The organism is Streptomyces sp. NPDC014676, assembly GCF_043084105.1.
In the GTDB taxonomy this organism is placed as follows: domain Bacteria; phylum Actinomycetota; class Actinomycetes; order Streptomycetales; family Streptomycetaceae; genus Streptomyces.
Genome location: NZ_JBIBZI010000005.1, coordinates 333,552 through 352,765 on the forward strand (window position 1 = coordinate 333,552; position 19,214 = coordinate 352,765).

At 73.2% G+C, this 19,214-nt stretch carries 18 protein-coding genes and 2 pseudogenes; 14 read left to right on the forward strand and 6 right to left on the reverse strand.

All coding sequences use genetic code 11. The features are described from left to right. The first annotated feature begins 36 nt into the window (after positions 1 to 36). Positions 37 to 1,116, forward strand: coding sequence for an NADH:flavin oxidoreductase/NADH oxidase (locus ACF1DX_RS17025; RefSeq protein WP_391791953.1), 1,080 nt, complete (start codon positions 37 to 39; stop codon positions 1,114 to 1,116). Positions 1,117 to 1,355: 239 nt separating this feature from the next. After that, positions 1,356 to 2,153 (forward strand): pectate lyase, encoded by a 798-nt coding sequence (locus ACF1DX_RS17030; RefSeq protein ID WP_391791954.1) that lies wholly within the window; start codon positions 1,356 to 1,358, stop codon positions 2,151 to 2,153. A gap of 64 nt (positions 2,154 to 2,217) precedes the next feature. Here the strand turns inward: ACF1DX_RS17030 and tnpB are convergent, their stop codons facing one another. Then, on the reverse strand, positions 2,218 to 3,672 hold the full coding sequence (gene tnpB / locus ACF1DX_RS17035) for an IS607 family element RNA-guided endonuclease TnpB (protein WP_391791955.1): 1,455 nt from the start codon (positions 3,670 to 3,672) through the stop codon (positions 2,218 to 2,220). After that, a pseudogene (locus ACF1DX_RS17040) lies at positions 3,669 to 3,839 on the reverse strand (IS607 family transposase); the annotation flags it as partial. The gene tnpB and the pseudogene ACF1DX_RS17040, both read right to left, overlap by 4 nt. On the opposite strand from ACF1DX_RS17040, the gene ACF1DX_RS17045 reads away from it, so the two are divergent. The 5 genes and pseudogenes from ACF1DX_RS17045 (at position 3,805) to ACF1DX_RS17065 (ending at position 7,978) form a co-directional block, all read left to right on the forward strand. Beyond that, positions 3,805 to 3,960, forward strand: coding sequence for a hypothetical protein (locus ACF1DX_RS17045; protein WP_391792149.1), 156 nt, complete (start codon positions 3,805 to 3,807; stop codon positions 3,958 to 3,960). The pseudogene ACF1DX_RS17040 and the gene ACF1DX_RS17045 sit on opposite strands and share 35 nt — an antisense overlap. A gap of 90 nt (positions 3,961 to 4,050) precedes the next feature. Then, positions 4,051 to 5,206 (forward strand): annotated as a pseudogene (locus ACF1DX_RS17050) (WD40/YVTN/BNR-like repeat-containing protein). 82 nt (positions 5,207 to 5,288) lie between these two features. Next, the gene (locus ACF1DX_RS17055) at positions 5,289 to 5,966 is read left to right on the forward strand and encodes a uracil-DNA glycosylase (protein WP_391791956.1); all 678 of its coding nucleotides are present in this window, start codon (positions 5,289 to 5,291) and stop codon (positions 5,964 to 5,966) included. Then, on the forward strand, positions 5,963 to 6,970 hold the full coding sequence (locus tag ACF1DX_RS17060; protein WP_391791957.1) for an N-acetylglucosamine kinase: 1,008 nt from the start codon (positions 5,963 to 5,965) through the stop codon (positions 6,968 to 6,970). Before ACF1DX_RS17055 ends, ACF1DX_RS17060 begins: the two co-directional genes overlap by 4 nt. Before the next feature lie 84 nt (positions 6,971 to 7,054). Beyond that, entirely contained in the window at positions 7,055 to 7,978 is a 924-nt protein-coding gene (locus ACF1DX_RS17065) for a sirohydrochlorin chelatase (RefSeq protein ID WP_391791958.1), read from the forward strand. An 84-nt stretch (positions 7,979 to 8,062) separates the two neighbouring features. On the opposite strand, the gene ACF1DX_RS17070 is transcribed toward ACF1DX_RS17065, so the two are convergent. Next, positions 8,063 to 9,091, reverse strand: a complete 1,029-nt coding sequence (locus tag ACF1DX_RS17070; protein ID WP_391791959.1) for a lactonase family protein — start codon at positions 9,089 to 9,091, stop codon at positions 8,063 to 8,065. Between the two features lie 94 nt (positions 9,092 to 9,185). Beyond that, positions 9,186 to 10,673, reverse strand: coding sequence for an FUSC family protein (locus ACF1DX_RS17075; protein ID WP_391791960.1), 1,488 nt, complete (start codon positions 10,671 to 10,673; stop codon positions 9,186 to 9,188). A 206-nt stretch (positions 10,674 to 10,879) separates the two neighbouring features. Here ACF1DX_RS17075 and ACF1DX_RS17080 point away from each other — a divergent pair, with 206 nt between their 5' ends. The 4 genes from ACF1DX_RS17080 to ACF1DX_RS17095 all read left to right on the forward strand — a co-directional run bounded on the left by ACF1DX_RS17080 (position 10,880) and on the right by ACF1DX_RS17095 (position 15,869). Continuing rightward, on the forward strand, positions 10,880 to 11,356 hold the full coding sequence (locus ACF1DX_RS17080) for an Lrp/AsnC family transcriptional regulator (protein ID WP_073934751.1): 477 nt from the start codon (positions 10,880 to 10,882) through the stop codon (positions 11,354 to 11,356). A gap of 20 nt (positions 11,357 to 11,376) precedes the next feature. After that, positions 11,377 to 12,072: an HAD family hydrolase gene (locus ACF1DX_RS17085; RefSeq protein ID WP_391791961.1), complete on the forward strand. Its 696-nt coding sequence runs from the start codon at positions 11,377 to 11,379 to the stop codon at positions 12,070 to 12,072. 138 nt (positions 12,073 to 12,210) lie between these two features. Further along, entirely contained in the window at positions 12,211 to 15,027 is a 2,817-nt protein-coding gene (locus tag ACF1DX_RS17090) for a beta-L-arabinofuranosidase domain-containing protein (protein ID WP_391791962.1), read from the forward strand. Positions 15,028 to 15,119: 92 nt separating this feature from the next. Beyond that, positions 15,120 to 15,869, forward strand: coding sequence for a DUF4142 domain-containing protein (locus ACF1DX_RS17095; RefSeq protein ID WP_391791963.1), 750 nt, complete (start codon positions 15,120 to 15,122; stop codon positions 15,867 to 15,869). 5 nt (positions 15,870 to 15,874) lie between these two features. Here the strand turns inward: ACF1DX_RS17095 and ACF1DX_RS17100 are convergent, their stop codons facing one another. Further along, positions 15,875 to 16,615: a LysR family transcriptional regulator substrate-binding protein gene (locus ACF1DX_RS17100; protein WP_391791964.1), complete on the reverse strand. Its 741-nt coding sequence runs from the start codon at positions 16,613 to 16,615 to the stop codon at positions 15,875 to 15,877. 58 nt (positions 16,616 to 16,673) lie between these two features. On the opposite strand from ACF1DX_RS17100, the gene ACF1DX_RS17105 reads away from it, so the two are divergent. Both ACF1DX_RS17105 and ACF1DX_RS17110 read left to right on the forward strand, forming a co-directional pair. Further along, positions 16,674 to 17,072 carry a DUF5997 family protein gene (locus ACF1DX_RS17105; RefSeq protein ID WP_391791965.1) on the forward strand — a complete coding sequence of 133 codons (399 nt, stop codon included), beginning with the start codon at positions 16,674 to 16,676 and terminating at the stop codon, positions 17,070 to 17,072. A gap of 100 nt (positions 17,073 to 17,172) precedes the next feature. Next, positions 17,173 to 17,661, forward strand: a complete 489-nt coding sequence (locus tag ACF1DX_RS17110; RefSeq protein WP_391792143.1) for a hypothetical protein — start codon at positions 17,173 to 17,175, stop codon at positions 17,659 to 17,661. On the opposite strand, the gene ACF1DX_RS17115 is transcribed toward ACF1DX_RS17110, so the two are convergent. Further along, positions 17,627 to 17,938, reverse strand: a complete 312-nt coding sequence (locus ACF1DX_RS17115) for a hypothetical protein (protein ID WP_391791966.1) — start codon at positions 17,936 to 17,938, stop codon at positions 17,627 to 17,629. The genes ACF1DX_RS17110 and ACF1DX_RS17115 overlap by 35 nt on opposite strands. A gap of 174 nt (positions 17,939 to 18,112) precedes the next feature. On the opposite strand from ACF1DX_RS17115, the gene ACF1DX_RS17120 reads away from it, so the two are divergent. Continuing rightward, positions 18,113 to 19,198: a MerR family transcriptional regulator gene (locus ACF1DX_RS17120; RefSeq protein WP_391791967.1), complete on the forward strand. Its 1,086-nt coding sequence runs from the start codon at positions 18,113 to 18,115 to the stop codon at positions 19,196 to 19,198. The last annotated feature ends 16 nt before the right edge of the window (positions 19,199 to 19,214 follow it).

A 19,214-nucleotide genomic window follows, 5' to 3' on the forward strand; every position in this document is an offset into this window, starting at 1 on the left:
ACCCCTCCTCTGGTTCCCCGCCGAACGGAGTCCGACGTGAGCACGCTGTTCCAGCCCTACACCCTGCGCGACGTGACCATCCCCAACCGGGTGTGGATGCCGCCGATGTGCCAGTATTCGGCCGCGCCCGAAGGGCCCGGGACCGGCGCGCCCGGCGACTGGCACTTCGCGCACTACGCGGCCCGCGCGGCCGGCGGCACGGGCCTGATCGTCGTCGAGGCCACCGCCGTGTCGCCGGAGGGCCGGATCTCGCCGTACGACCTCGGCATCTGGAACGACACCCAGGTCGAGGCGTTCCGCCGGATCACCCGCTTCCTCGTGTCACAGGGCACCGTCCCCGCCGTCCAGCTCGCGCACGCCGGACGCAAGGCGTCGACCGAGCGGCCCTGGAAGGGCGGCGCCCCCACAGGGCCGGACGCCCACGGCTGGCAGCCGGTGGCCCCGAGCGCGGTCGCCTTCGACGAGCGGCACCCGGTGCCGGACGAGCTGTCCGCCGGACAGATCCATGAGATCGTCGGGCAGTTCCGCGCCGCCGCGCGCCGCGCGCTCGCCGCCGGGTTCGAGATCGCCGAGATCCACGGCGCCCACGGCTACCTGATCAACGAGTTCCTGTCCCCGCACTCCAACCACCGCACCGACGCCTACGGCGGCTCGTACGAGAACCGGACGCGGTTCGCGCTCGAGGTGGTGGACGCCGTGCGCGAGGAGTGGCCGGACGACAAGCCGCTGTTCTTCCGCATTTCGGCCACGGACTGGCTGGAGGAGTCCGGCTGGACCCCGGACGACACCGTCCGCTTCGCCTCCGAGCTGCACGCCCACGGCATCGACCTGCTCGACGTCTCCACCGGCGGCAACGCCTCCGGGGTCCGCATCCCGACCGGGCCGGGCTACCAGGTCCCCTTCGCCGCGCGGGTGCGGAACGAGACGCCGATGCCGGTCGCCGCCGTGGGGCTGATCACCGACGCCGAGCAGGCGGAGAAGATCGTGGCCAACGGCGAGGCGGACGCGGTGCTCCTCGGCCGCGAGCTGCTCCGCAACCCCTCGTGGGCCCGGCACGCGGCCCGTGAACTGGGCGGCGAGGTCCACGTGCCGGACCAGTACCACCGCTCGGTCTGAGCCCGTACCGCCACCGACGCCGGCGGCCCGGGGTGCTCCCCGCACCCCGGGCCGCCGGCGTCGGTCTTTCCTGGCCGAATGTGACCCTCGCGAGGCGTTGACTAGAAAGCGCTTACCCCATACGTTTCCCGTTCAGCAGCGTGACCCGCTCACGTCAACGAAGCGGGCACGCCGTGCACCATCACGAACGTCGTTCAGGTACTTGGTCCACACCCCCACACCACGACAGAAGGAACGACATGACTTCCGCGAAACGACCACGCGCCCGCGCACTGGCGGGCGCACTCGCCACCCTGGGCCTCTCTATTGGCATGGTCATGACCACCGGCGCATCCCCGGCGAGCGCCGCCACCTGGCCGACCGCCAACGGCAGCCAGGGCGTCTCCTCCACCATCTCCGTGTCCGGCACCAAGGACTACGGGATGAAGCGCCTGTACGGCACCGGCGACCTGGGCTCCGGCAGCCAGGACGAGGACCAGGGCCCGATCCTGGAACTGGCGAACGGCGCGGTCCTGAAGAACGTCATCCTGGGCGCCCCCGCGGCCGACGGCATCCACTGCAAGGGCTCCTGCACGCTGCAGAACGTCTGGTGGGAGGACGTCGGCGAGGACGCCGCCACGTTCAAGGGCACGTCGTCGGGGTCGGTCTACACCGTCAGCGGCGGCGGCGCCAAGGAAGCCGGCGACAAGGTGTTCCAGTTCAACGGCGCCGGAACGCTGAACGTGTCGGACTTCGCGGTCCAGAACTTCGGCACCTTCGTCCGCTCCTGCGGCAACTGCTCCACGCAGTACAAGCGGACGATCAACCTCAACACCATCGAGGTGACCTGGAAGGGCAGCAGGCTCGCCGGCATCAACACCAACTACGGCGACAGCGCGACCCTGCGGAACATCACGATCATCGGGGACAGCAGCAAGAAGATCGTCCCCTGCCAGAAGTACATCGGCAACGACGACGGTGACGAGCCGAGCAGCAACGGCTCGGGCGCCGACGGCACGTACTGTAAGTACGCGTCGTCCGACATCACCTACCGGTAGCCGTTGCTCAGAACCTCAGCGGTTCTGAGCATTCCAGGCATTTCTGCCTGGAAGGTCCGTCTCGTCACTCAAGCGTGAGGGCTTGGGCTTGAGGACGGTCTCTCGCTTCCGTCTGCCGCTGCTGCGGCAGGGTTGCGCCACCTGCCCGCCCCGCCCCCGCCTTGCGGCGGGGGCGGGTGGCGCGGGTCTTACGGTCGGCTCCACGAGGCTTCGACACCGCCGGGGCGGTGTCCTGGTCTCCGGCCACTCCGGTACCAGTGGTGCAGGCCGCCGCGAGGGCGGCGAGGTTGAACGCGGCGTTGTCGTCCCGGTCGATGGCCAGGCCGCAGGCGTCACATTCGTAGGTCCGTACGTGCAGCGGCAGCTTGGCTTTCACCGCGCCGCACCCGGAACAGGTCTTCGAGGAAGGGCACCAGCGGCTCGCCACGATCACGCGGGTGGCGTGGTGCCGGGTCTTGTAGGTGAGCTGGCGGCGGATCTCGCCGAATCCGGCGTCGGCGATCCGGCGGGCGAGGCGCCGGTTGCGGAGCATCCCGGCGACGTTGAGGTCCTCGATCACGATCGTGCCGTACTCGGCGGTCACGGTGGTGGTGGGCTTGTGCAGGGCGTCCTCACGGAGGTTCGCCACGCGGTGGTGGACCTTGTTGCGGGCGGCCTCGGCCTTCTCCCACCGCTTCGACGGCTTCTGTCCAGTGTGCCGGTCGGGGCCCTGGCGTCGGGAGACGACGCGGGAGGCTCGGCGCAGCTGCCCCAGCGCCCGGCCGTAGTGCCCAGGGCCGGCGACGGTGCGGATCTCGCCCGTAGTGTCGGCCATCACCGCGAGGGTCTTCACTCCGAGGTCGATGCCGACCGCGGTGTCCGGGCGGGCGACGCGTTCGAGGCCCCGCTTTGCCTCTGCCTGGAACGAGGCGAACCAGCGTCCGCGCTCGTGTCGGACGGTTGCGGACAGGATCCGGGCGGTACCGGCCTGGACGCGGGCGAGGAGCCCGGCGGTGGGCTCGTGGGTGCGCAGTGTGCCCACCCTCGGCAGCGTGACATGCCGGCCGTCCTGGTTCACGCGGATGGTTCCAGTGGTGAACCGGCAGGCGAGGCGCGCCTTCCGCTTGGCCTTGAACCGTGGCGCACCCCTCCGGGCGCCCTTGCGCTTGCCGTTCTTGGACTTCGCGTAGTTGTCGAACGCGGCGGCTGCGCCTGCCAGGCCAGTGTTGTATGCCTCCTTGGAGTTCTCCTCCCACCAGCTCGCGAACCTGGGGTCGGTGTGTTTGGCCGCGTTGAACGCCTTCCGCAGCGACGGTAGCGACCACGGCCGCCAATCCGTCAGCGACTCCTCGGGGACGCCGTAGGACTCCTCGGCCTTGCGCTGCCGCCAGGAGGCGGTCACCCAGCCGACAGCCCAGTTGTGCGCCGCGCGCGCCGCACCGCAGTGCGAGCGCAGCGCGCGCTCCTGGGCGGCGTTCGGGGCCAGGGCGAACCGGAACGCCTGCACCGCACACCCGGGCTGCGGCCGGAACTTCTTCACTCGGCGGCCTCTGCGGTCGCCACGGCCACCGCACGGGCGGCCCGGTTCTTCGCCGCTCGCCGCCCGTACAGACGCGCACACATCGACGTGAGCACCTCGGTGATGTCCCGTATCAGGTCATCGGTGGTCTCAGTGGGGTCGAGAACGACCAGGCGCCGCCCGCCCGCCGTCGCCGACGCCTTCTGCGCGACGCGGCTGGGCGGCGACTGGGGACACGCCTTCGGCACCCTGCCCGCGGCGGCCGGCCTGGACGCCGTCCTCGGCCGCGCGCTGCCGGACGGCGGCTGACCCCGCCGTCCGGCTACCGCGCACGGTCGTCCCCGTACCCGCCCGCACAGGCCTCGACCTGCGGTGACGCCGATCCTGGGGTGACTGTCAGTGGTGGGGTGCAGACTGGCCGGTGTCCTGGATCGAGGGCGTCGACGAAGACGTCGCGGAGGTGGTCGGCATGACCGAGGTACTGCTCGCCGTGGGCACCCGCAAGGGCCTGTTCATCGGGCGCCGGCGAGGTGACGCCTGGGAGTTCGACGAGAGTCCCCACTTCAACGCGCAGGCCGTGTACTCGATCGCCGTCGACACCCGTGGCGCGACCCCGCGGCTGCTGGTCGGCGGGGACAGCGCGCACTGGGGCCCCTCGGTGTTCCACTCCGACGACCTGGGCCGAAGCTGGACCGAACCGGCCCGGCCCGCCGTCAGGTTCCCCAAGGACACGGGGGCTTCGCTGGAGCGGGTCTGGCAGCTGCACCCGTCCGAGGCCGAACCGGACGTGGTGTACGCGGGGACGGAACCGGCCGCGCTGTACCGCTCGGAGGACCGCGGGGAGACCTTCGAACTGGTCCGGCCGCTGTGGGAGCACCCCACGCGGGCGAAGTGGGTGCCGGGTGGCGGCGGTGAGGGGCTGCACACCGTGCTGACCGACGCGCGTGATCCGCGCGCCGTGACGGTGGCCGTCTCCACGGCGGGCGTGTTCCGCACCCTGGACGGCGGCGCGAGCTGGGCCCCGTCCAACTCCGGGGTGTCCGCGGTGTTCCTGCCGGACCCGAACCCGGAGTTCGGGCAGTGCGTGCACAAGGTCGCCCGGGACGCGGCGGACCCGGACCGCCTGTACCTGCAGAACCACTGGGGTGTGTACCGCAGCGACGACGCGGGCGGAAGCTGGACGGACATCGGCGAGGGCCTGCCGTCGACGTTCGGCTTCACGGTGGTGGCCCATCCCCGTCGCGGTGACACGGCGTACGTGTTCCCGATCAACGCCGACTCCGACCGGGTGCCGGCCGGCCGGCGCTGCCGGGTCTTCCGGACGGCGGACGCGGGCAGGAGCTGGGAGCCGCTGACGGCGGGGCTGCCGCGGGAGGACCACTACGGCACGGTGCTGCGCGACGCGATGTGCCACGACGGCGCGGACCCGGCGGGCGTCTACTTCGGCAACCGCAACGGCGAGGTGTACGCGTCCGCCGACGACGGCGACAGCTGGCGGCAGTTGGCGGCGCATCTGCCGGACGTGCTGTGCGTACGGGCGGCGGTCGTCGCGTGAACCGCGTGAGCTTCATGAGGATCCCGTCCGGTCCTGGCCACTGGTTGATCTCCGCCGCCGTCGCGGCAGTAAGGTGACGCCCGTGGCACCACGACCCTTGAATGAGATCGTCGAAGCGGGCTGGGCGAAGGCCCTGGAGCCGGTGGCCGAACGGATCGCCGGAATGGGGGACTTCCTGCGCGCGGAGATCGCCGCGGGACGCACCTACCTCCCGGCCGGGGCGAACGTCCTGCGCGCCTTCCAGCAGCCCTTCGACGAGGTACGCGTCCTGATCGTCGGGCAGGACCCGTACCCCACCCCGGGGCACGCGGTGGGACTGTCGTTCTCGGTCGCGCCCGAGGTGCGGCCGCTGCCGGGCAGCCTCATCAACATCTTCCGGGAGCTGAACACCGACCTGGGTCTGCCCCAGCCGTCGAACGGCGACCTCACGCCGTGGACCCAGCAGGGCGTGTTGCTGCTGAACAGGGCGCTGACGACGGCCCCGCGCAAGCCGGGCGCCCACCGCGGCAAGGGCTGGGAGGAGGTCACCGAGCAGGCGATACGGGCGCTGGCCGGCCGGGGCAAGCCCCTGGTCTCCATCCTGTGGGGGCGGGACGCCCGCAACTGCCGTCCGCTGCTGGGCGATCTGCCCGCGGTGGAGTCGGCCCACCCGTCACCGATGTCCGCCGACCGCGGTTTCTTCGGCTCCCGCCCGTTCAGCCGGGCCAACGACCTGCTGATCCGTCAGGGCGGCCAACCCGTGGACTGGCGCCTGCCGTGACCGGGCCCGGTTTCCTCGCCGTGGACTCCGGGGGCTCCGGCCTGCGGGTCGCCGTCGGGGCCGCCGGGCGCGGGCCACTGGCCCGGGGCGCCTCCGGGGAACCGGTACGGACGGGGGCGCGGGGCCTCGACCCGGGGCACCTCATGGAGCGACTGGTCCCGATGGCGCGGGCCCTGTCCGCGGAGGCCGGGGTCGAGGGGCTGGAGGCGGCCGTCGTCGGGGCCGCGGGACTGGCCAGTCTGGGGAACGCGCTGCGCGCGGAGCTGCCGGGGGCGCTCGGCCGTGCACTGGGGGTGCGGCGGGTGGTGCTGGCCGCCGACGCCGTCACCGCGTACGTCGGCGCCCTCGGGGCGCGGCCCGGTGCCGTGATCGCCGCCGGCACGGGGGTGATCGCGGTCGGCACCGATCTGACCGGCTGGCGCCGGGCGGACGGCTGGGGGCACCTGCTGGGCGACTGCGGTGGCGGCGCCTGGATCGGGAGAGCCGGTCTCGAGGCGGCGCTGTGCGCGCACGACGGGCGGGAGGGCGGCTCCGCGCGGCTGCTGGCGAGCGCCGAGGACCTGTTCGGTCCGGCGGCCGGACTGCCCGGCCGGCTGTATCCGCGGACCGACCGGCCGGCCGTGCTCGCCTCCTTCGCGCCCCGGGTGGGCGAGTGCGCGGCCGACGGCGACCCCGTCGCCGTGGCGGTGCTGCGGGCCGCGGCCCGGCACATGGCCGGCTCCGCCGCGGCCGTGTGCCCGGCGGCGGGCGAACGAATGGTCGGTCTCACCGGTGGCCTGTTCCGGATGGGTGCCGTGCTGCTCGGCCCCCTGGACGAGGAGCTGGCCGAGCGGCTGCCGGGGGTGCGGCGGATCATGGCCGAAGGGGACCCCCTGCACGGGGCGGTCCGCATCGCGGAGGACCTCGCCGCCGGCTCGTTCATCCTTCCGTGCGACGAGAAGCTGCTGTGTGTGACGGGTCCGGCAGGTGAGGACGTCACTCACGCGGCCGACGTCCGTACGTAACTCATCAGACAAAACCGGACGGATACCGCTCACCCGCACCCTCCCCGAACAGGGAAGCCCGGGAAACCACTAACATGCGGCAACATGAGCACCCCCACTGGGCCCGCGTCCGGCCTGCCAGTACGAATGCCGCGCCCCCGTCAGCCCGGGCGGCACCGCCGTCCCGAGCCGCTGGTGGCTCCCGAGGACGCGCCCGCGCTCGTCCTCGCCGTGCCGGGTGCGCCCAGTAGTGCCACCCGCTCGCTCGCCGACGAGGTCGTGAGCATCGCCCGTTCCGAGCTGCCCGGTCTGGACGCCCGGATCGGCTACCTCGACGGTGACGACGAGGAGTTCCCGACGCTGCGGTCCGTCCTCGCGTACGCGGCCGAGGAGCGCACCGCCCGCTTCGAGCAGGCCCGCGCCGCCGGCATGGACGTCAAGGAGCCCGACGGCCCCGTCGCCGTCGTCGTGCCGCTGCTCGCCGGTCCGGACAGCTCGCTGCTGCGCCAGATCCGCCAGGCCGTGATGGACAGCCGTGTCGCCGCCGAGCTGACCGATGTGCTGGGCCCGCACCCGCTGCTCGCCGAGGCGCTGCACGTGCGGCTCTCCGAGGCCGGTCTGGCCCGCGCCGACCGTGCCCGCCTGTTCACCGTGGCGACCGCGGCGGACGGCATCATCCTGGCCTCCGTGGGCGGTGACGAGGCCGTGCAGGCGGCCGGGATCACCGGCATGCTGCTCGCCGCGCGCCTCGCCGTGCCGGTGATGGCGGCGGCTCTGGACCAGGAGGGTTCCATCGCCTCCGTGGCCGAGCAGCTCCGTGGCTCCGGCTCGCAGCAGCTGGCGCTCGCGCCGTACCTGATCGGCCCGGAGATCGACGCCGGCCTGATCGAGGAGGCCGCGAAGGAGGCGGAGTGCTCCGCCGCCGAGGCGCTCGGCCCCTACCCGGCGATCGGCAAGCTGGCGCTGGCCAAGTACACGACCGCGCTGGGCATCGCCCCGCAGCAGGCGCAGAGCACCCCGGCCCACTGACCCGGCCGGCTCTCCCGCACGACGCCGAAAGGGCCCGCTCCACGTACCGGAGCGGGCCCTTCGTCATGTCCCTTCGGGCTCCGGTCAGCCGGTGACCACGCAGGACGCCGCGGGCACCGGGACCGAGCCGGCGCGCCGCGGCACTCCCGTGTCCGGGTCGAGCGCGAACCAGGTCACGTCCCCGGAGCGTTCGTTGGCGACGTACAGGACGCCGTCGGAGACGGTGATCGCGCGGGGCCAGTGACCGCCGCAGGGGACGGTGGTGAGCGGGGTCAGCGCCGTGCCCTCCCCCTCGACCGCGAACACCGACAGGACGTCCTCGCCGCGGGTCGCGGTCCACACGAAGCGGCCGTCGGGCGAGACGGCCACCCCGGACGGATAGGCGTCGCCGGCCGGGGCACCGGGCAGGACCGGGATCTCGGCGAGCGGTCTGAGCGCGCCGCCGGCGGCGTCCCAACGGCAGACGACGAGGGTCGGGCTGAGCTCGTTGAGGACGTACGCGTACGCCCCGTCCGGGTGGAAGGCCAGGTGCCGCGGGCCCGAGCCGGGGCGCAGGGCGATCTCCCGGTGCGGTGCGAGCACGCCGCCGGCCAGGGTGCAGACCCGTACCGAGTCCGTGCCGAGGTCGACGCCGACCGCCCAGCGGCCGCTCGGGTCGGGCTGCACCTGGTGGGCGTGCGGGCCCTGCTGGCGCTGCGGATGAGGGCCGGAGCCGCTGTGCCGGAACACCCCGGACACCGGTGCGAGGCCTCCGTCCGGGCGGACGGGGACGACGCTGACGCTGCCGGAGCCGTAGTTCGCGGTGAGGACGTGGCCGGCGAAGAGGCTGAGGTGGGTCGGCCCGCTGCCGTCCACCCGCACCTGGCGTCCGGCCGGCCGCGGCCCGTCCGCGGTCACGCGGAACGCGGCCACGGAACCGTCGGCCGTCTCGCTGACCGCGTACAGCATGCGGCCGTCGGACGACAGGGCCAGGTAGGACGGGTCGGGTACGACGTCCACGGTACTCAGAACGGTCAGCGCGCCGCTGCCGGGGGAGATGGCCGCGGTGACGATGCCGGGACCTCCCGCCGCCGTGAACGACCCGATGAACGCCCGCCGTCTGCCGTCCGTCACGGCTGTCCCCTCTCGTCCTGTGCCGACCGGGGTGACGGTAGCAGTCGATCACTTCAGGTCTAGACCAAAGAGCCGCCCGGTGCGTCCGCTCGTGTCAGGCCCCGACCAGCGGGGAGCCGGACGGCGCCCGCAGCGGCGCGGCCAGCTCGGCGAGGGCGCGTTCCAGACCGTGCAGATGGGCCAGGGCGGGTTCCGTCCCGGCCGGGGAGGTCCGTACGGCGATGTCCCGGCCGCCGGTGAGCGCCTCGACGGCGGCCTCGACGCGCCAGCAGGCGGCGGCCAGCCGGGCGTCGTGCGAGGCCTCCGGGTCGGCGGCGACGGCGACGAGACCGCGGATCTCCCGGGCGCAGTCGTCGAGCAGGGCGAGCACCCGCCGGGCGCGCCGCTTGCGGCCGAGCATGGGGTTCAGCGGATGCACCAGCGGGGCGACCGAGAGCCGCACCCGGGCGAGCAGTTGTTCCAGTTCCGCCACCACGGGTGCCGGGTCGGCGTCCGCGGCCCCGGCCAGCCGTGCGGCCGCCCGAGCGGTGCACGCGTGGACGCAGCGCAGGGCCCGCTGGATCCAGGCGTCGGTGACGCTGTGCGTGGTCACGGGCAGGACGAACGCCACCGCCAGCACGGCGCCGAGCGCGCCGACGGCGGTCTCCGTGAGCCGGAGCGCGAGCAGACCGGGGGTGAGCACGCCCAGCAGGCCGTAGAGCATGGCGGCGAGCACCGTCACCCAGAGCATCATCCAGGTGTAGGACACGGCGGCCGTGTAGAAGATGCCGAAGACGGCGACGGCGACGACCAGCGCGGTCAGCGGCCCGTCCCCGTGCGCGGGGACGGCGACGAAGAACGCGAGCCCGATGCCGATGACGGTGCCGAGCACCCGCCGGAAGCCGCGTACCAGGGTCTCGCCGCGCGAGGTGGTGTTGACGAAGACCCACCAGGTGGCGCCGACGGCCCAGTACCAGCGCTGCCCGGACACCAGCTGGCCGACGACCAGGGCGAAGCCCGCGCCGGCGGTCGCCTGGACCGCCTGGCGGGTGGTCACCCGGGCCAGCCCGGTGCCGGCGGGCGGTGCCGGCACGGCGGCCGGGGGCAGCCGGCGCTCGTAGCACCACAGCCCGAAGCGCACCGCGGCCGCGGCGAGCACGGACAGCAGGACGGAGGCGTACAGCTCGGGGAGCTGGGCGGTCCTCGCGTGCAGGAACTGCGCCACGAAGTAGGTCATGAAGGCGAAGACGCCGAGGCTGTGGCCGCGCGGGCCCCAGCGCCGCGCGTACACGCCGAGTCCGACCACGGCGAGGAAGGTGAGGTCGCGGGCGACCGGGTGGTCGTGCAGCACGGCCGCGGCGGCGAGTACCGGCAGGCCGACGGCGGGCAGCAGCGCCGTGGTGAGGGCCTGTCCGCGGACGGTGACGTCGGTGACGGTGAACAGGGCGAGCAGCGCGGCGAGCCCGCCGGTGACGGCACCGGTGAGCGAGTGCCCGGCCAGGCCGCAGACGACGACGGCCAGCCCGATGCCGAGCACGGCCCGCGCCGCGAAGCGCAGCCGGATCCGGCCCGGGTCCGGAGCCATGAACACCCTTTTCAGCACGTACCGCCCCCTGGGAACTCGTTGCTGTGCGCCGTGGCACGAAAAAGGCGCCGCGGGGTCCGCAGCGCCATCGACCCCTCCATATCAGCATCTCTTCCACCAGTGGCTCAACCGAGTCCCGCAGGAGTGGGCCATTGGTACAGTGTTCGCGGCATTCCTACGGCCGTCCAAGTGCCAATGGCCGATACGGGGACACTTCGGATCTCATGGCCGTGGACGAGCTCGACACCCGCATCCTGCGGCTGCTGCTGGAGCAGCCGCGCACCAGTGTGCGGGAGTACGCCCGCATCCTCGGGGTCGCCCGCGGCACCCTCCAGGCCCGTCTGGACCGCATGGAGCGCGAGGGGGTGATCACCGGTACCGGCCCCGCCCTCTCCCCCGCCGCGCTGGGCCATCCCGTCCTCGCGTTCGTGCACATCGAGGTCACCCAGGGGCACCTGGACGAGGTGGGCGACGCGCTGGCCGCCGTACCGGAGATCGTCGAGGCGTTCTCCACCACGGGCGGCGGCGATCTGCTGGCCCGGGTGGTGGCGCGCGACAACGCGCACCTGGAGGACGTGGTCCAGAAGCTGATCAGCCTGCCCGGTGTGGTCCGCACCCGCACCGAGGTGGCGCTGCGCGAGCGCGTCCCGCACCGGCTGCTGCCGCTGGTGGAGTCGATCGGCCGTACGGCGCGGAAGTGAGCCCTGTCATCCTGGACCCCATGAGCACGCCCGGCGGCCTCTCGGTCATCTTCGATCTCGACGGAACGCTCGTGGACAGCGAGCCGAACTACTACGAGGCGGGCCGGCGGACCCTCGCCGAGTACGGGGTGCCGGACTTCTCCTGGGCCGAGCACGAGCGCTACGTGGGGATCAGCACCCGGGAGACGCTCGCCGACTGGCGGGAGCGGTACGGGCTGTCCGCCCCGGTGGAGGAGCTGCTCGCGGTCAAGGACCGCCACTATCTGGAGCTGGCCGGCGCCTCGACGCGGGTGTACCCGGAGATGCGGGCGTTCGTCGAACTGCTGGCGGCCGAGGGCGTGCCGATGGCCGTGGCCTCCGGTTCCTCAGCTGTCGCCATCGGGGCGGTCCTGGCCGGGACGGGCCTGGACGCGTATCCGCGCACCGTCGTGTCGGCCGACGAGGTCGCGCGGGGCAAGCCGGCCCCCGACGTCTTCCTGGAGGCGGCCCGCAGGCTCGGCGCGGACCCGGCCGACTGCGTCGTGGTCGAGGACGCGGCCCCGGGCGCCGCCGCCGCGCACGCGGCCGGGATGCGCTGCATCGCCGTCCCCTACGTCGCCGCCCAGGCCGACGCGCCCGAGTTCGCCACCGCCGGTCTGCTGCTGCGCGGCGGACAGAGGGAGTTCACGGCGCGGGCCGCGTACGCCTGGCTGACGGACCCCGCCCGGCGCCCCTGACCGGCTCCCGCCGTCCACGCGTCCTCGGCGAACGTCCGGAACCGGTCGCTCCCGCACCGTTGACGCCTTTCCGTCCCCTCCCTATCGTCTGGCCGACCGTTCGCACATCGTTCGTGATACCGAACAGAGGAGCATCCCATGGCACGGCCCCTCTCCAGACGAACCCTCTTCCAGGCGGCCGCCCTGACGGCGACCGCGGTCTCCGCCGCGACCACCGGGCGCGCCGTCGCCGCCCCCGCCACGCCGGCCGCCGCTTCCGGCGTACCGGCGGCGTGGACCGTACGGCCCTTCGGGCTGGAGGACGTGACGCTCGGACCGGGCGTCTTCGCCGGCAAACAGCGGCTGATGCTCGACCACGCCCGTGGCTACGACGTGCACCGGCTGCTCCAGGTCTTCCGCGCCAACGCCGGCCTGTCCACCCGGGGCGCGGTCGCGCCCGGTGGCTGGGAGGGACTGGACGGGGAGGCCAACGGCAATCTGCGCGGCCACTACACCGGTCATTTCCTGACCATGCTGGCGCAGGCGTACCGCGGCACCGGCGAGCAGGTCCTCGCGGACCGGATCGCCACCATGGTCGAAGCCCTGGCCGAGGTCCGGGAGGCGCTGCGCCGCGATCCGGCCGTGCTGAGCGTCGAGGGACGGTTCGGCCGGGCGGCGGAGAACGTACGCGGCTCCTACCAGTACACGGAGCTTCCGCCGGCCGTGCTCGCCGGCTCCCCCGCCCTCACCCTGTCCGCGTGGGTGCGCCCCGCGCACGACGCCGCCTGGACCAGGGTCTTCGACTTCGGCGACGACACCACCCGCTATCTGTATCTGGCCGCCCGCAACGCCGACGGGGTGCCGCGGTTCGCCGTCACCACCTCGGGGCCGGGCGGCGAGCAGGGCCTCGACGGCACCGCGCCGCTGCCGGTCGGCGAGTGGAGCCATCTGGCGGTGACCGTCGCCGACGGCACCGGCACCCTCTACGTCGACGGCACCGCCGTGGCCCGGAGCACGGACATCACACTGACCCCGGCCGCCCTCGGCCCCCTCACCCACCACTGGCTGGGACGATCGAACTTCCCCGCCGATCCGGTCTTCGCAGGCGCGTTCGAGGACGTCAACGTCTACGCGCGGGCGCTGACCGCCGACGAGATCGACGGACTGCACAGCCGCCGTGCCGCCGACGCCTCGGCCGGCCGTGGCGACCTGGCGTCGTACGCCTTCGACGAGACGGCCGGGGGGACGTTCGCGGACGCCTCCGGCCGGGGTCTCGACGCCGTCCTGCGCCGCACCTGGGGCGCGCCCAGCCATCCGGGCTTCCTCGCCGCGTACCCGGAGACGCAGTTCATCGAACTGGAGTCGATGACCGGCAGCGACTACACCCGCGTGTGGGCGCCGTACTACACCGCGCACAAGATCCTCAGAGGGCTGCTGGACGCGTATCTCGCCACGGACGACGACCGGGCGCTCGATCTCGCGTCCGGCATGGGCGACTGGATGCACGCGCGGCTGTCCGTGCTGCCGGCGGCCACCCTGCAGCGGATGTGGGGGCTGTTCTCCAGCGGGGAGTTCGGCGGCGTCGTCGAGGCGGTCTGCGATCTGCACGCGATCACCGGACGGGCCGAACACCTCGCCCTCGCCAAGCTGTTCGACCTGGACCGGCTCATCGACGCCTGCGCCGCGAACACCGACGTCCTCGAAGGACTCCACGCCAACCAGCACATCCCGGTCTTCACCGGCCTGGTGCGGCTGCACGACGAGACGGGCGAGGAGCGCTACCTCACGGCCGCGAAGAACTTCTGGGGCATGGTCGTACCCCACCGGATGTACGCGATCGGCGGCACCAGCAGCGGCGAGTTCTTCAAGGCCCGCGACGCGATCGCGGGCACGATCACCGACACCACCGCCGAGACGTGCTGCGCGTACAACATGCTCAAACTGAGCCGGACACTGTTCTTCCACGAGCAGGATCCGGCGTACATGGACTACTACGAGCGGGCCCTGTTCAACCAGGTGCTCGGCTCCAAGCAGGACCGGCCGGACGCGGAGAAGCCGCTCGTCACCTACTTCATCGGCCTGACGCCCGGTCATGTGCGCGACTACACGCCCAAGCAGGGGACGACCTGCTGCGAGGGCACCGGCATGGAGAGCGCCACGAAGTACCAGGACTCGGTGTACTTCGCGAAGGCCGACGGGTCCGCCCTGTACGTCAACCTCTACAGCGCCTCCCGGCTGACCTGGGCCGAGAAGGGCGTCACGGTCACGCAGACCACCCGCTACCCCGAGGAGCAGGGCAGCACGCTCACCATCGGCGGCGGCCGGGCCTCCTTCACCCTGCTGCTGCGGGTGCCGTCCTGGGCGACCGCGGGCTTCCGGGTGACCGTCAACGGGCGTGCCGCGCCCGGAACTCCGGTCCCCGGCCGCTACTTCGGCGTCTCACGGACCTGGCGTGAGGGCGACACCGTACGGATCTCCGTACCCTTCCGGCTGCGGGTGGAGCGGACCCCCGACGATCCCGCGCTGCAGGCCCTGTTCCACGGCCCGGTCAACCTGGTCGCCCGCCGGCCGGGGCCGGACGCCGTACGGTTCGGGCTGTACCGCAATGCCGGCCTCTCCGGCGATCTGCTGCCCTCCCTCACCCCCGTCCCGGACGAACCCCTGCACTACACGCTGGACGGCATCGAGCTGGCGCCCTTCGCGGAGGGGACCGAGGACCCGGCCCACGTCTACTTCCGGCGCTCGGAACCACGTGTGATCTTCGGCACGTGCGACTCCGGAGTCGCCAACCCGGCCCGGAGCGACGGTACGACGCTGCTCGACGAGATCTGGGCCGGGGCGCCCTTCCGCGGCAAGGGAGCGCTGGTGACACGGGTGCGGTCCACGGTGGCGGCCTGGGTGTCCGAGGGCCTGCTGAGCCGCACGGACGGCGACAAGGTGGTGCGTACGGCACAGAGGGCCGCTTACGCCGACTGAGGCCGGCCGAAAAATTTTTCCCGGACGGTGATTGTCCCGCGCCCGGCGTCCGTACTTCCTGCTGTTGGGCCGTTCATATCCCAGGAGGCACGATGCGCATCTCGCGCAGCACGGCAGGAACCGCGTTCGTGGGCGGAGCCATGATCCTCACCCTCACCGCGCTCGCCTATCCCACCATGCTGGGCGTACAGAACACGTCGACCAAGCCGGACCGGGTGGTGGCCAACACGAACTACGGCCCGCTGACCGAGGCGGACCGCGACTTCGTGGTGAAGGTGCGCGCGGCGGGGCTGTGGGAACACCCGCTGGGGCTGCTGGCGATGGAGCGGGGGACGACGGCGGAGATGAAGGAGGCGGGCGAGCACCTGGTCGTCGGTCACGGCCGGCTCGACGAGAGCTGCCGCAAGATCTCCCTGGAGCTCGGCATCACGCTGCCGAACCAGGCGTCACCGCAGCAGCAGGGGTTCGTGGAGACCGTGAAGTCCACCAGCGGCAAGGAGTTCGACTCCACGGCGGTGAACATCATGCGCGTGACGCACGGGCAGATCTTCCCCGCCATCGCCAACATCCGGGCCAACACCAGGAACACCCTGGTGCGGCAGCTGGCCGACCAGGCCAACGACACGGTGCTCGACCACATCACGGTGCTGGAGAAGACGGGGCTGGTCAATCAGGAGCAGGTCAACTTCCAGCAGACCAGCCCGCCCAAGATGCCCGCGGAGCAGGTGACCCCGCCGGCTCCGCAGGCGGGCGCGCCGGTCCTCGCGCTGGAGATCCCCAAGGGGCTGGAGGACCTCAACACGGCGTCCCCGGCGCCGTCACCGTCCCCGACGGTCCGGTAGCCGGGTCAGGACCTGCGGCGGGGTTTGCCCCGCCGCGGGTTCTTCGCCGTGCCGCCGGTGCCTCCCCGGCGACCGCGGCCGGCCGGTTGCCGCCGGGCGGTGGGTGCGGGCTTCTTCGCCGGCGCCGGCTGCTGTGTGCGGCCCCTGGTGCTGTTGACGGTCCGGCCGCGGACGATCCCGATGAAGTCCTCGACCCGGTCCGTCGTCGCCGCCTCGGGCCAGGACAGCGCCACGCTCGACTCGGGGGCCCCTTCGAGCGGCCGGTGGGTGAGGTCCTTGCGGTGGTGCAGCCGGGCGAGCGACAGCGGTACGACGAGCACGCCGATCCCGGCCGCGACGAGTTCGATCGCGTCGGCGGTGGTGGCGGGACGTTCGAGGGCGGGCCGTCCGGGCAGGCCCTCCCAGGGGAGGACGTCGTCGAGCGGGTGCAGCACGATGTCGTCGGCCAGGTCCTCCGGGGACACCGCGTCGGCCGCCGTGACGAGGTGGTCCCTGGGCACCACGACGACCGTCCGCTCGGTGTAGAGGGGGATCGCGCTGAGGACCGTACGGTCGACGGGCAGCCGGACGAGACCCGCGTCGGCGTCACCGTCCAGCAGCAGCCCCTGCGCCGCCTGGACGGGGACCTGCGTGAGGGTCAGCGGGACGTCGGGCAGCCGCTCGTTCCAGACGCGCACCCATTTGTCGGGCATCACACCGGGTACGTACACGAGCCGGAACGGGGGGGACACTTCCGAGCCTGTCACCTGGCCAGGTTACCGGCCGTGGTCGGCGGCCGCTCACACGCTCGATACCCTGGACGTCATGACGCAGCACCAGAGCACCCAGACCATGAAGCCCGCGACCGCGGCGAAGAAACTGGGTGTGTACCTCGACGCCACCCCCGCCGACTTCCGGGACGGTGTCGTCTCACGCGCCGAGCTGAACGCGCTCCAGGCCGACCCGCCGCAGTGGCTGCGGGACCTGCGGCGCGACGGCCCCCACCCCCGCCCGGTGGTCGCGGCGAAGCTGGGCGTGTCCATCGCCGGCCTCGCGCGCGGCGGGATCACCGAGGCCCTCACCACCGAGCAGATCGAGGCGCTGAAGGAGGAGCGCCCCGAGTGGCTGGAGCGGGAGCGCGCCACCCAGGCCGAGGTCCGCAAGGAGGCGGCCCGGATCAAGAAGCGGGACGCGGAGCGCGCGGCAGGCGACGACACTCCCTAAACGCCAGCCCGCGCCACCCTTCCGGTGGATAGAAATATCTACCAGCATGTCCCTACCGCACGCGCCCGCAGCGGCGCGGCCGACCGTGCCCGGGGTGGACATGCACAGCGTCATGTGGAAGCAAGCCGTCGAGTGGCTGGCCGCGGCGGCCACGGACCCGCAGGAATGCAAGCGCGAGTGGGACCACGGCAAGGGCACGGCGCTGCTCGCGGCGGGCCGGTACTGGGACGTGCTGAGCGTGCCCGACCGGCTCGGGCTGCTCGCCCTGGACATCCTGTGGCGCGACCCCCTGAAGGTGCCCGGACCCACGCTGGTGGACGTCACGGCCCGCAGAGTGGGGTTCTTCCTGCCGCCCGACCCGGCCAGCGAGTGGGTCGGCTTCGGGGTGCGGCACGTGGGCCGCGGGTCCTGGGTCGCCGTGCCGCCGCCGTACCGGCCGGCCGGGCGTCTGGAGTGGCTGGTCCCGCCGGACGGCACCGGCACCCTGCACGCCCCCGGTCCGCTCGAACGGGCGCTGCGCGGGGCGACCGGCACGCTCGCCGTGCTGGCGCCGGTCAGCGCGGAGCCGACGGGTCCGGAGGGCTGGTGAGTTCCTCGCCGGGGTCCTCGGCGGGCGTCCTCAGCAGGGGGACCGGGACGGGGAAGGGCACGGGCAGCACCGTCGCGCGCTCGCTGACCGTGGCGGCGGCGAAGGAGGCCCACAGGCCGTCGCGGTGCTCCGGGACCGTGTGCCCCTTGGCCCGCCACTCCGCGACGAGGGCGGTGTAGATCGGCGTATGACCGCCGTACCCGCTGGTGAGTTCGGCGTACACCCGGCCCGCGGCGTCGTGCCCGAGAAGGCGCCGCGCCGTCTCAGTGCTGTCCATGCCGGTCCAACGCGCCCCCGTGCGCCGGCGGTGCGCCGGTGGCCGCAGGTCCGCCGGGTCGGGTGAAGCCGTCACCCGTACGGCCCCGGCCGGACAGCCGTCGCCGGGCAGGGGCGGGCCGGGGTTGACCCTCGACCTGGTCGAGGGAGCAGGGTCACGGGTGTGGAGAGCGAGATGCGCAGCATCGGTGAGATGGCCCGGGACAGCGGGCTGGGCGTGAGCGCCCTGCGGTTCTACGACCGTGCCGGTGTCCTGGTCCCCGACCGGGTGGACCCGGTCAGCGGCTACCGCTGGTACGCCCCCGGGCAGTTGGAGGAGGCCCGGCTGCTGGCCCGGCTGCGCCGGGCCGGGATGCCGCTGGCGGACATCCGGCTGGTGCTGGCCGGCTGGACGGGCGCCGACACCGATCTCGTACGACAGCTCCTTCAGGCGCATCTGCGCCGGCTGGAGCAGGGGCTGTCCGATGCCCGCGCCGAGTTCTCCGCACTCCGAGTCCTGCTCGACCACAGGGAGAACCCCATGACCTCGCTCCGCACCGACACCGCCGTACGGCTGTCCCTCTCCGGCCCCGGGCTGGCCGCCGCGCTGGACGCGGTCCGGTTCGCGGCCGCCACCGACCCGGAGCTGCCGGTGCTCGGCGGCATCCTCTTCGACGTCGAGGGCGACGCACTGCGCCTGGTGGCCACCGACCGGTACCGGATGGCCGTGGCGCGCGCCGCCGCCGACGGACACGACGGGTCCCGCGTCCAGGTCACCGTGCCCCTTCCGCTCGCCGACGCGATGCGGGCGCTGCTGGACGGGGAGGAGCGGGTCCGGCTCGCCGTGGACGGTGACCGCGTGACCCTGGAGGCCGGGGACCGGCAGACGGCCGGCCGGTGCCTCGGCCACGACTTCCCGGACTACCGGCGTCTCCTCCGCCTCCCGGCGGGGCGGCGCGCCGTGGTGGACGTGCCGGCCTTCCGGGAAGCGGTGCGCACCGGCCCCGCCCGCCCGCGCGAGTCGTGCGAGCAGGGCGGTGAGCCCTACGACCTCAGCGTGCTGGAGGTGGCGGAGGACGGCTCGGTCGCCCTGGCCGGGGACGAAGCCGACGGCCCGGACCTCGTCGCCGTGAACCGCGCGTTCCTGCTGGACGCGCTCGCCGCGGGCGCCGGCGACCGGCTGGTCCTCGAGTTCGGCGCTCCCACGGCGCCCCTCGTGATCCGCCGGCCGGACGACGAGCACACGTTCTCGCTCCTGATGCCGGTACGGCTGGAGGACTAGAGCGTTCTCCGCGGGC